The sequence below is a fragment of the Wolbachia endosymbiont of Armadillidium vulgare str. wVulC genome, from assembly GCF_001027565.1.
GTDB lineage: Bacteria > Pseudomonadota > Alphaproteobacteria > Rickettsiales > Anaplasmataceae > Wolbachia.
Genome location: NZ_ALWU01000010.1, coordinates 323,469 through 336,238 on the forward strand (window position 1 = coordinate 323,469; position 12,770 = coordinate 336,238).

The window sequence follows — 12,770 nt, forward strand, 5'->3', positions numbered from 1 at the left end:
TGCATAGTAGATGATGTTATTTCAGACTGGAACCAATCTTTATGTAATCTCACTAAAAACGCGGGAGTGTTAAATAAACCATACGCGTCAAGTTAAGGAATGTAGAGAGCTTAAAGTAGATACCCTGGTCTTCCTATATCTGTCTTTCAAAGAAAACTTTGACCAGATTACAGTAAGCTTTTTTAGAAAAATTTTTAAATTACTGACAATATTATTTAATATCAAAAAGAGCTCTCTAACCCACCTTTTCAATTCAATAAATGCCTTTGTTAAACTGTGTTCTTTTTTAGTTTTGTAATCATTCCGTGAAATACGAGAATAGCACATAATTTTGTGTATAGCTCGCATAATACTCTAAATGGATTTGTCTTTCCTTTTAGTTTATCAAGATTGATATGACTTTTATATAGTTTAAATAGTAATTCGATTTGCCATCTTACTCTATAAACCGTCAACAGCATTAATTTTACTCTCTGGAACATTAGTTATAAATATTGACCAATCTAATAACTTTTGATTCTTTTTAGAAAATATGTGATTTTGCTAATTTATTAGCTTTTCTTCTTCTGGCTAGCATCGAACAGGCAAAACCTGTCAAACCAAAAAGAAACTCCCTAATTTAAGTTTTTAGTAATTTGTTGGTATAATTGCGTAGGAAGCACTTCTGCAGTTATGACCGATATCCCAATGGTGCCACAGTGCCCGTTGGTTAGCATGGTTTTGAAGGTGACGGTTAAACCATTGATGGAGTCTATTCAGACTACCTCGTTTAGGAGAGTGCCTTAATTTTACCGTCTCAAGCTGAAGCGCTTCTTCAATGATAAATTATATACTAAAGATATAAAATGGCAAAAGTAAAAAATAAGTTGGAAGTAATGAACCCTAATGCGGCAGGAATAGATATCTGTACATTATGTATGTGTTCCAGAAGGAAGAGATGAGCAACATATCCAAAAGTTTGGTTGTTTTACAGTGGATCTGCATAACTTAGCAAAATGGTTGAAGAAGTGTGAAATTAAAACGGTAGCTATGGAATCAACGGGAGTATATTGGATTCCTTTATTTCAAATACTTGAATCATATGGATTTGAAGTAAAATTAGTAAACGCGCGGCATATTAAAAATGTACCTGGTAGAAAATCTGATGTTCAAGATTGCCAGTGGTTGCAACAGTTACATAGCTATGGACTGCTCCAAGGATCATTTAGACCAGATGATCAAATTTGCGTACTGCGTGGCTACGTCAGACAACGTAATAATCTAATCAGAAGCGCAAGTACACACACTCAACGCATGCAAAAGGCATTAATTCAGATGAACATTCAGTTACATAAGGCAATTAGTGATATTAATGGTGTAACAGGTATTAGGATTATTGAAGCGATAATTGAAGGTGAAAGAGATCCTGAAAAATTAGCTGAATTAAGGGATGGACGAATAAGAAATGATAAATCTACTATTGTAAAGGCATTAACCGGTGACTACAGAGAGGAACACTTGTTTACACTTAAGCAAGAATATGAAGCATATACTTTTTTCCAGGAACAAATAAAGGAATGTGATAGAAGCGTTGAAAGCTACTATAAAACATTTGAAACAAAATCTGATGAGAGCAAATCAACAAGTAAAGCACAAGGCAAGCAAAAAAATGATCCAAACTTTAATTTGTATGAAGAATTATACCGGGTTATCGGGATAGATTTTACTAGAGTTCCAGGATTCAGTGTACTAAGTATACAGACCATAATCTCAGAGACTGGTATCAACCATAACAAATGGCCAACATTTTCGTCTTGGTTGGGGCTGAGTCCTGGTAATAAAATCACTGGAGAGAAAGTGTTTAGCACGAAAACTTGTAAAGTCGTAAATCGTGCTGCAAATGCCTTACGGCTTGCTGCACAATGTGTATCAAAAAGTAATACTGCTCTTGGTTCACAATGCAGAAAGTGGAAAAAACGACTGGGAGCTCCAAAAGCGATCACTGCTATGGCAAGGAAATTAGCATGTATCTTTTATAATATGCTAAAGTATGGACAAGAGTATGTCGAAAAAGGAATTGATTCTTACGAAAAACTTTATCAAAACAGGGTTATGAAAAATCTGAGTAAAAAAGCTTCTGAATTTGGCTATATCCTGGTAAAAAAAGATGAGTTAGTTCAAGGAGTTTCTTAGGAGAAAGGATCAGTTAATTGAAGGAGTTTATTAGGAGAGATATTTTGAGAGCTCAAAATCTATCTTTGTTTGCAGACTTTCAATTAATTTTTCAACAAACGTATCTTCTTCAACGTATACACACATCTGTCGTATGTATGCTGCATTTTTTTCTAATCTTTTTTACACAGGAGGATTTTATGTCCAGAATTTCAGCTATAGCCCTTCTAACAATAGTAGGAACAGGATAAAATAGGGACGGGGTAACAAGAAGGTAAAAGTGCCAGCAGCAGCTATGACTTAAGGAAAAAAGCCATTCAGGCGTTGGATGAAGGAGAGGGTAAAACAGCAGTAGCAAAGAGGTTCAAAATTGGTAGAGTAACATTGTACAAATGGGAGAAAGGCGCAAAGAAACAGGAATCGAAGAAACTGGGGAATAGGGATAAAATCACCGACTGGAATGCGTTTGCAGAATTTGTACGGCGGTAAAACACAATCAGAGGTGCTGAGGCAATATAAGTCGTCAAACGATTCATAGAGCTCTAAAAAAATGGATTTACACGCAAAAAAAGACTTATGGATACAAAGAAAGGAATAACGAGCTGAATTTTTGAAAGTTATATTTGCAGAATCTCCTAAAAATCTGGTGTATATTGATGAATCTGGATACAAAATGTACGGGTATTGTAGAAAGGGAGAATGCACTAAAGTCAGGTAAAAAAACTCAGCATAATTGCAGCTTTAAACAAGGGTCGACCTTCGAAGATTATTGTGATACAGAGGTTTTTAATGGCTGGTTCGAGCAACTTCTGGCACCGATCTGGACAAACGGTAATTTTGGATAATACAATTTTTCATAAGTCTATAAAGATTGTCGAATTTGCCAAAAGCGTTGATGCAGAAATTCTCTCCGTATTCTCCTGATTTTAATGACATTGAACACCATTGATTTGCTATCAAAAACAGAGCCAGAAGCTCTGTTTAAATCTTTTTGCCAAGCTGTCGATTCTGCTTTTCTTCATTTGTTTCCACTATTATGAGAAGGGTTATAATATTTCTTTTAATATGATATGCTTAACTTTTTTTTCAAGACAGGTTCTGAGAAAAGTGGGAAATTTTTCCATAAAGTTAAAGACTTACTGCTTTCTTTATGAAAGGTTTGATGTTATGGTTTAATGAGCTATCCTGAATTTATTGAATGAATACTAATATAAGAAATTTAGTTCATGCTTTTTCTAAATTGCCAAGTTTAGGGCCATCATCATCAAGAAGGTTAGTTATACATTTACTCCAAAACAAAGAGAAAGTCATGCTACCGCTTGCATCTTTGATTAGAGAATTAGCGAATCTTATAATAGAGTGTAAGATTTGTGGAAATCTAGATACCAAATCACCGTGTTCTATTTGCATTAACCCTAAACGTGATACCAAATTAATGTGTGTAGTAGAAGAATTAGGTGATCTATGGGCATTTGAAAAAGGAAATATATATTCAGGTATGTATCATGTTTTAGGTGGCAGATTGTCAGCAATAAATGGCATAGGTCCAAAAGAACTCAATCTTGATAGCATTCCTAAAAGAGTTACAGAATTTAAAATTGAAGAGGTCATTATTGCAATCAATCCGACATTAGAAGGCCAAGTTACTGCGCAATATATAATTGAATTGTTAAAAAACTCGAATGTCAAAATATCGCGCCTTGCTTGCGGCATACCAATAGGTGGAGAAATTGACTACCTAGATGAAGGGACGCTGAAGATAGCGCTTACGTCAAGACAGGATATTAAATAATATTCCATTTCTTTTTAGCAAGCTATAAGTTTTTTATCATACTACCACTACTTATAAAATACTAAATTTTAGTGGCATACTTCAGCCTAGAAACTTGCTTACTAATTGAAAATATTATACATTTAAATATGATGTTTTAAAATGGAGGGTTATGTTAACTTTTGCACTAGATGGAGTACGTTATACTTATAATTGGTTAATCAAAAAATCAAGATCAACCGCTCTTGATTTCATTGCGCTATTTAACAAAGAATACGCAGATAGTAAACGAATTGGATATATAATAGAAGATCATCTTGGATATATAATAGAAGATCATCTGGTTAGAAAAGATCTGATAAATATTGAGCCTGAACTTGAAATCAAATATGTCCCAAAAATAGATTTTTCAAAAATGTTTAAAGTAATGGAACAAGAACATAGATCTATTGAAAATCTGAAAAATGTGATTCGAGTAAGAATTGATGATCAAATTAGGTCGGGGGTGTCGAGGTTTAGTTATTGTTATGATGGGCAAGATCCTTATTTTTATGCAATCAGTCAGGCACATAAAATAAAGGGAATAACAAAAGATAATACGGACTTAGTTCTTCTTTTGTGGCTAATGTATGTTCATGTACCTATAGATGAACATGGAGAACTATTAGAGGATCTTGTAAAAAATCACTCCGGTAATAGAGCTGAGATGATAGAAAAGTTATATTCACTTCAAGAAGAAGGTAAGTTATCAATAAATAGTCGTGAAAGCCTAGATGGGATAATTAAAATATCCCCACTTATAGAGAAAGAGTATATTTCAAATGGGAAATTTTCTATTATGCAAATGATAAATTCTGGCAATTTACATGGCTTAGTAGAAAGGTTAACAAAAGATACAGAAGGAAGGGTAAAAGAGTTAACCGGCATAGATATTCAATATAGTCCCAAAAGCAGTTTGAAGAACCTTTCCATTCATGCAGTGATAGAAAATTATGGATTATTTAAGTAAGTGGACTCTTAACTTATAAAATGCTATAGTAAAATATAGCATAAGGATCTTATGTGCTTAAAGAAACTTACATCGCTAATAACATTTAGAAAAAAAGAAGAGGAGCAATTGCCTAAGGTAACAACTTGGGAGAATGATTGCTTAGGTTATAAACAAGTTGCAAGTAAATTTAGTTCTATAATCAAGACAATCGATAAGTCTTTTTCAATCGTATCCTTAGAAGGATATGATAAGTGGGGTAAGACATTTTTTTTGAAAGAATGGGTAAAGGATCTAGAGCAGCAAAATGAAATTGCAGCTTATTACAGCGCATGGGATATTAGTGCGCTAGATCAACCATTGCCTTCTTTTTTGCATTTTCTGTTTGAGGATCTATTCGCATCATACAAAGTAAAAAGGAGTGTTATACAGCAGTTCAAAAACATAAACCAAGAACTATTTTCTCTCAATACATTAGGAAAGCTAATCAGTAAATCTCCACTCGCTATGCTTTCAGTATTTCTCGATGCTGCAAAAGAGGCTGATAAGAAAGACATAGGTTTTGTCTTGGGTGAATTAAATCTTCTCCAAAGGAGAAAAGAGAACATTAGAGATTTTAAGATACAACTAGCAGATGTGGTTAATAAAATCAGGAAAGACAAAAATATTTATATAATGGTGGATGATCTTGATATATGTCGCCCTAAATTCATTGTCGATTTTTTAGAATCCATAAAGTACATGCTTGATGTTGAGGGACTGGTTTTCATTATCTCTGTTAGTCAAGATAAAAGTAACGTGCAAAGAGCAATCAGCACAATACTTGGACCAAATTTCAGCCTAAAATCTTTTACTGATCTCTCTTTGCATTTGCCAAAACAGCCAATAGAGAAATTTACAAGAAAGCTGTTTCAAAATATTGAATTGCCGAAAAAATCAAAGAGCTTAATTATAGATAGCTTTATATTTTATGCAGAAAGCTTCTCATTATCATTGCAGGCAATAGAATACTGCGTAAAGAAAATAAAGCTATGTTATGCGAAAATTGATCCGAATTTATTTACATTTTTAGTAGTACTACAGTCAGTAAACACTAATTTGTATGAGGAATTATATTCATCACCTCAGAAAGCACTGGAGAAGATTGAGAGCGCTTTGATTCTAAACGGTCAGGAAGAATGGGAAAAGCTTAAAACTTCTCTTGAGACTACTTTTAAAGAAAAAGAATCAAAGACTCACAAATCTTTGAAGCAAATAAGAGATATCTTATTCTAAGAATAAAGAGAATTGCAGAACAGAACCCTCTTCTTATCATTTCAGCTTGCATGACAAATTGGCTCACATAAATTTTAGCATATATGACCTTGAAAGATCGCTGTGCAATACTTAAATTATTAGAATAGTAGGCTAATAATGGAGCTCAAAATGCACAACGTACAAGAAACTGAAAATTTAAAATTTGATGCTGAAGTAGGAAAAGTACTGAATATAGTAATCCACTCGCTTTATACCAATAAAGATATCTTTTTACGTGAGTTAATATCAAATGCATCAGATGCATGTGATAAATTGCGCTATGAATCACAGCTAAATCCTAATTTACTAGATTCAAGTGATGAATTGAAGATTACCATTAGCTCCAATAAAGATAAGGATGAGCTGTATATAACCGATAATGGTATTGGGATGAGCAGGCAGGATTTAATAGATAATCTTGGCACGATTGCGAGTTCTGGTACGCAAAAATTCTTAGATGCGATCAAGAATAATAAAGATTCAAATCAAGCTGTAGAGCTGATTGGAAAATTTGGTGTTGGTTTTTATTCAAGCTTCATGGTTGCATCAGAAGTGATAGTGGAATCGAGAAAAGCTGGAGAAGAAGAGTCTTGGATCTGGAAATCGAAAGGAGATGGAGAATATTCAATTAGCAAGTTAGATGATCAAATCGCTCGTGGCACAAAAATTACGCTCATCATGCGTCCTGAAGAGAGCGAGTTTATGGACAAATTTCGTATTGAAAACATTGTTACTACTTACTCTGACCACATAAATTTTCCCGTTGAATTTGTAAATGAAGAAGGAAAAAGTGAAAAATTAAACAGCAAAGCTGCAATTTGGACTAAGCCAAAAAATGACGTTACTCAAGAAGAGCATAACGACTTCTTCCGCGGTGTTGCGCATGTAGGTGGTGAGCCTTGGATGATACTGCATAATAAAAATGAAGGTGCAATAGAGTATACGAATTTGCTTTATGTTCCTTCTATCAAACCTTTTGATTTGTTTCATCCAGATAGACGCTGCTCTGTAAAATTATATGTAAATAAAGTGTTTATCACTGAAGATAACGTGCAAATAATACCACAGTACTTGCGTTTTATGAAAGGCGTGGTTGATTCACCGGATTTGCCTCTCAATATCAGCAGAGAAACACTGCAAAATAATCGTGTTGTTGAGCAAATTAGGAAATCTTTAACTAAGCGTGCTATATCAGAGTTCGGTAAAAAAGCAAAAGAGAATTTAGAGGAATACACAAAATTCTGGGCCAATTTTGGTGCGGTATTAAAAGAGGGGCTTTGCGAAGCTATGCCAACTGATGAGAGAGAAGCACTACTTTCCATTTGCAGATTTAATAGCACTGGTGATGAGAAGTTAGTCAGTATTGATGACTATATAAGCAGAATGAAGGCTGAGCAGGAGCATATCTACTATCTCACAGGCAATAGCCTTGATTCAGTGAAAAACAGTCCACAACTTGAAGGGTTCGTCAGTAAAGGATTGGAAGTTCTTTTATTTGTTGATCCAGTTGATGATTTCTGGACTAGCGTGATTCATGAATATAAAGATCAAAAATTTAAGTCTGTGACTCGCGCTGATGTTGACTTAGAAAAATTCTCTTCAGAAGAAGGCAAGAAAGATAAAGAAAATAAATTAGATGAAAACAAAAGCGAAGAAAGCACGGATTCTATACTCGAATATTTCACCAAGATTCTTGGTAATTCAGTAAAAAGCGTGAAAATCTCAAAAAAATTGACCGACAGTCCTGTATGTCTAGCGGTTGATGAAGGAGCTATGGATCTTCGCATGGAGCGTTTTTTGCGCGAACAAAAGCAGCTAAATTATCGTACACCAAAGGTGCTGGAAATTAATACCAAGCATCCTGTGATAAGAAGTATAATGGAATCTCACGCTGAAAGTGGTGAAAACCCAACACTCGAGGATATGATTCACCTATTGTTCTATCAAGCTTGTATAGTGGAAGGCGAAGAGATGGACGATGCAAGTCTGTTTGCTAAAAGACTTAATAATTTGCTTGGCAAAATTTCTGTTTAATGCTATACTTAGCTTAGCTTAGCTTATAATTAGGGGAAAAATATGTTTGGTTCTAATTTTAGAGACTTTGTATCACAGAAGCAGGGTCAGCCAAGTGAAGTTTTTAATAAATCAGATTCCAGAGATTCAGGTGCTGAAGAAGAATTTGAAATTTTAGAGCAAGAAGAAATTAAAGAACGTCACCATTCTGAAGATTCAGGTAATGAGAGTCAAGAAGACTCTGAAGCTTTAGGTAATGAAAATCAAGAGATACTAAATATTTCACATGCTAAGGATTTAAGCTTAGGGAATGCAATGCTTGCAAACTTTCCTGGTGATTGTGATAAGTTGTTCATTGTGGAGTCAAAAGATGAAGATTCGTATGACATCATTCCTAAAAATTTAACCTTTGCTAAAACAGTAAATATCTTCAATCAAGCTGTAAGGGAAGACAATTGTGAAGAATTAGATAAGATTGTACAAAATATTGAAGAGTATGAAGGTAGGTCTATTACGCTCGATACTGTAAATTTAAAGAGTTTTTGTAGGCAACAACTTAACTTGAATTTACAAAATAATCAGCATATATACTCAAATATATTATCACGATATAAATTTGATCAAGAGAATTTTGAGTATCATTATTCAGTAAAAGAATTGGTGCTACTCGCAATTGCAGCTAATGATAAATTGGCAGAAAAATATCGGGACATACTTTTTGCTGAAGGGAATTTAAGTCTTTTACCTTTACTTGTTGGTAGTCAAAAATACATAGAAGTTTTTATAGAAAAATTCCATGGTATCGATGGGGTTTATGATAAAGTGAAGGATCAAACTATACAATTTGGTGAGCTTAATAAGATTGGCTTTTTCTCAGTCATAGCATTAAGAAAAGAACAAGAGTTGCTAGAGACAGTTCTTGTAGAACACGTCTTAAAGGATTTTGAGCATGTATTAAAAACAAGTGATCCCGATCCTTTATATGGCGTACTTGAAACAGCATCTCTGGTCAAAAATGAAAAATTTATCACGATAGTGCTAAATGCATTTGAAAGGTATATTAATGAGCCAACTAAAGATGTGAAAGATCTGCTAAAAAGGAGTTTTGTTACTCTATTAGAAACTGCAATAAGTCAGGAACATCTGCCCACCATCAAGTACTTGTGCGGGCGATATATCAATAAAAAAGGTTATGATATATATGAGCAAGCATTTGCGGACGATAGAGTTATTAAAGTACTCAATCAGCAAATCTTGAAAAATATAGAAGCTCGTTGTAGGAAAGAAATTTATAATTTGATTCTGAAAACTGCATTAGATGCTGGTAATATCACATTTATTGAGCACTTATGCAAAAGACATCCTGAATGCAATAACGATGTTATCGATGCAAATAGATCAGCAATTTCTGTCATAAAGAGTGATGTTTTATCAGAAAATTCAGAATCCAAAAGTACTGACAGCCAACAGCCACAAGAAAATGTTGATAAAGGAGAAAATATTATGAATAATGAAGATGCTTCAAAAGAAGCTGTAGGTAATAATTTTGAGGAGGGTAAAATGCTTAAAAGTACAGAAACTATAGAGGAAAAATTATCTGATGCTATCTTCGGTCTTAATTATGAAAAGATAAGGTCTTTAGTAGAACAGGTAAAGCAAGAGGACAATAGTCCAAAGCAAATCATTAATGAGGCTTTGAGGAAAGCTAATGAGATGAAAGTTGAAAAGAAAGGTGAAAGGTCCCTAAGCGAGATTAAAAAACTTCTTAAAAAAGAGCTCGAAAACATTTCTATACCACCAGTGGACGATAGTGTAAAAAGTATGGGTGCTGCTGCAAGTAGCCAAGAAGTTCCTGTAGCGGAGCGTAAAGAAAGCGAGCCGGATTCACTATCGCCGAGTTCTGAGGATGATGATTTTTCTAAACTTGAAGGTAATAAGAGTGATGACTCTGCCGGAACTTCTTCAGACTCTAATAGTAATTCTCCATTTGAAGAAATTAATAAAGAAAGTCATGAAACAAGAATACCTATAATTGAAACAGTGGAACCTAAAGCAACAGTTTCTGCATCAGAAATGCCCTCAGTGGAGATTGAGGGAGCTGAATCCAATAATGAGCAATTTGATAATCTAAATGACGAGAAAGATAATCCTGCAGTATCAAATTCTGTAAATCAGGATAGATCAGCTCAAAGTCCTGTTCATGATAGTCAACGTGGTACTACGCACGATGAAGATTTTACTGTTCCATCACCATCATCAAATTTTGCAAGTGAAAATCTTAACACTGTAATATCAATTGATAATAACAGGGAAAAGCAATCTGCTGAGTGTGTAGAGGAAATGTCTAACGAAAATACACAGCCAAAACCAACGTTGCCAACAATTAATAAGCAAAGCAGCGAAAGTAACCAAAAAACAACTGCTCTAAATACAAAAAAGTACGTTGTAGCTGCTTCTGTACTTGCAATAGCTGGTATTGCCTTAGGAGTGGCTGTTGCAGTTTACTTGGAAATGTTAGCGGTAGGAGTAGCAGTTGCAGCAGCTTGTTGTCTTATTGCGGCTACAATTACGTACTGCTATAGGCCTAAAAGCTCACTTGAGGATAATGAGGTTGAAAAGTTTGATAAAAGTACATCTTATTGTCGCTGATAATGAATAAATATAGTAGTCTATCGTTTAATAATTTATTATAATTGTATTTATTATTAATAGATAAAAACTTGGTAGACTACGAAGAAATATTTTCAAGTAAAATCAAAGATATAAAAGAAGAAGGGCGCTATCGTGAGTTCACACATTTCGCGTCATTGCCTGGCAGGCTTCCCTATATTATGGATTATGAAAGAAATAGGGAAGTTATTGTCTGGTGCAGTAATAATTATTTGGGAATGTCACAAAATGAAAGTGTTATTGCTGCTATTCAAAATTCATCTGTTGGCGCTGGAGGAACAAGAAATATATCCGGTACGACAAAAGAAGTTGTTGAGCTTGAGAAGTCTTTAGCTGATTTGCATCAAAAAGAAGCTGCTTTAACTTTTGCTTGTGGCTACCTTGCTAATCAAACTACACTTAGCACTTTATCGTCTGTTATTTCGGGTGTGGTAATTTTTTCAGATGAGAAAAACCATTCTTCAATGATAGAAGGTATAAAATCAGGCAAAAGACCAAAACACATATTTAGGCATAATGACATTGATCACTTAGAGCAGCTGCTAAGGTCTATAGATGTAAAAATGCCGAAAATAATAGCGCTTGAATCCGTATATTCAATGGATGGTGATGTAGCACCGCTTGAAGCGATATGTGATCTGGCAGATCAGTATAATGCAATTACCTATTTGGATGAGGTGCACGCAGTTGGCATGTATGGCCTTCGTGGTGGTGGAATTGCAGAAAGAGAAGGCTTGATGGATAGAATAACCGTTATTCAGGGTACGTTATCAAAAGCGTTTGGAGTGATGGGTGGGTATATAGCGTCTTCAAAGAGCTTGGTGGATGTAATAAGAAGTTCAGCTCCAGGATTTATTTTTACTACTGCTATGTCGCCCGTTTTAGCAGCGGCAGCAAAAGCAAGCGTTGAACATTTAAAATCAAGCAATGTTGAAAGAGAGAAGCAAAAACAGGTTGTTAAAAAAGTAAAAGACTCACTGAGAAATGCAGGAGTGAATTTTATTCAAACAGAAACTCATATAATTCCAATAATAATTGGTGATCCCGAATTGTCCAAAAAAGCGTCAAAATTGTTATTTGATGAGTATGGAGTATATGTTCAACATATAAATTATCCAACAATTTCAAAGGGAACTGAGCGCTTCCGTATTACCCCTACACCTTATCATACAGATGAAATGATAGAGCATTTAACAGCATCTCTTGTAAAAGTTTTTGAGAAGATCAACATCCCTTTGAATTTGTTTGACCACTAGATGTAACTGAAGGATCATTGACGTACCTGTTCAGGCAATGGCGTCAACTTAAGAGCCTTATTGATATTTTGCGATGTTTGTGATAAAATAATAGCTTAAGGCTTAGAATAAAAGTTTATGAGTGAAGCACAAGGTCCAAATATTGCAGAATGGCAGGCACAGCAGCAACACCAGGAAGCCGCTAGTGAGAAAAGTGGTTTCGGTCTTGGTCATAGTGACTCTGTTGCAACAATTGTGGATGGAATGGAGTGGATGTTCAACTTTCATGAAGGAGCAATTGCTGCTTATGGTAATGTGTTCGAAGGTTTGGTCAGTGGTAGCAGTCTAGTAACGTTATTTGGGAAATCAGGTAATATGTTTGGCATAAAATTTCTTGAAAGCCTTGCTGAATATTTTTCAGGTGGTGGTGGTGGAGAAGATATGCCATCAGAAGGAATGGAAGGTGATGGAGGTCCTCATCCAGATGATTATCCCTATGCTAATAATGAAATGGCTCATAGTGCTGATGGTCTGCATGACATGCATGATGCAGGTGATTACCATGGCCAATCTTTTTCGCCTGGTCCTTCACCATCTGTTGGTGATGATCATGGGCATGAGCTTGGTTAATGGAAAGAAGATTTTA

Annotated in this window: 7 protein-coding genes and 3 pseudogenes; 9 read left to right on the forward strand and 1 reads right to left on the reverse strand. The window is 34.8% G+C overall.

Annotated features, from left to right (window positions below):
• Positions 1-87: 87 nt before the first annotated feature.
• Positions 88-574 (reverse strand): annotated as a pseudogene (locus wVul_RS07080) (IS4 family transposase); the annotation flags it as partial.
• Between the two features lie 271 nt (positions 575-845).
• On the opposite strand from wVul_RS07080, the pseudogene wVul_RS07085 reads away from it, so the two are divergent.
• The 9 genes and pseudogenes from wVul_RS07085 to wVul_RS07125 all read left to right on the forward strand — a co-directional run bounded on the left by wVul_RS07085 (position 846) and on the right by wVul_RS07125 (position 12,754).
• Positions 846-2,172 (forward strand): annotated as a pseudogene (locus wVul_RS07085) (IS110 family RNA-guided transposase).
• A 294-nt stretch (positions 2,173-2,466) separates the two neighbouring features.
• A pseudogene (locus wVul_RS09205) lies at positions 2,467-3,191 on the forward strand (transposase).
• Positions 3,192-3,349: 158 nt separating this feature from the next.
• Entirely contained in the window at positions 3,350-3,943 is a 594-nt protein-coding gene (recR, locus tag wVul_RS07095; RefSeq protein WP_047759703.1) for a recombination mediator RecR, read from the forward strand.
• A gap of 151 nt (positions 3,944-4,094) precedes the next feature.
• Positions 4,095-4,931, forward strand: coding sequence for a hypothetical protein (locus tag wVul_RS09490; protein WP_047759704.1), 837 nt, complete (start codon positions 4,095-4,097; stop codon positions 4,929-4,931).
• A gap of 51 nt (positions 4,932-4,982) precedes the next feature.
• Entirely contained in the window at positions 4,983-6,185 is a 1,203-nt protein-coding gene (locus wVul_RS07105) for a KAP family P-loop NTPase fold protein (RefSeq protein WP_047759705.1), read from the forward strand.
• Between the two features lie 150 nt (positions 6,186-6,335).
• Entirely contained in the window at positions 6,336-8,240 is a 1,905-nt protein-coding gene (htpG, locus tag wVul_RS07110; protein ID WP_047759706.1) for a molecular chaperone HtpG, read from the forward strand.
• Between the two features lie 42 nt (positions 8,241-8,282).
• On the forward strand, positions 8,283-10,868 hold the full coding sequence (locus tag wVul_RS09955) for a host RNA manipulator TomO (protein ID WP_238580440.1): 2,586 nt from the start codon (positions 8,283-8,285) through the stop codon (positions 10,866-10,868).
• Positions 10,869-10,939: 71 nt separating this feature from the next.
• Entirely contained in the window at positions 10,940-12,145 is a 1,206-nt protein-coding gene (gene hemA, locus wVul_RS07120; protein WP_047759846.1) for a 5-aminolevulinate synthase, read from the forward strand.
• Positions 12,146-12,262: 117 nt separating this feature from the next.
• Positions 12,263-12,754 (forward strand): hypothetical protein, encoded by a 492-nt coding sequence (locus wVul_RS07125; protein WP_047759707.1) that lies wholly within the window; start codon positions 12,263-12,265, stop codon positions 12,752-12,754.
• Positions 12,755-12,770 lie beyond the last annotated feature (16 nt).

Excerpts from the sequence above, each read along its gene's own strand:
- wVul_RS09955 (WP_238580440.1), top strand. The coding sequence starts at position 8,283 with ATGTTTGGTTCTAATTTTAGAGACTTTGTATCACAGAAGCAGGGTCAG.
- htpG (WP_047759706.1), top strand. The coding sequence starts at position 6,336 with ATGCACAACGTACAAGAAACTGAAAATTTAAAATTTGATGCTGAAGTA.
- wVul_RS07105 (WP_047759705.1), top strand. The coding sequence starts at position 4,983 with ATGTGCTTAAAGAAACTTACATCGCTAATAACATTTAGAAAAAAAGAA.
- wVul_RS07125 (WP_047759707.1), top strand. The coding sequence starts at position 12,263 with ATGAGTGAAGCACAAGGTCCAAATATTGCAGAATGGCAGGCACAGCAG.
- recR (WP_047759703.1), top strand. The coding sequence starts at position 3,350 with ATGAATACTAATATAAGAAATTTAGTTCATGCTTTTTCTAAATTGCCA.
- wVul_RS09490 (WP_047759704.1), top strand. The coding sequence starts at position 4,095 with ATGTTAACTTTTGCACTAGATGGAGTACGTTATACTTATAATTGGTTA.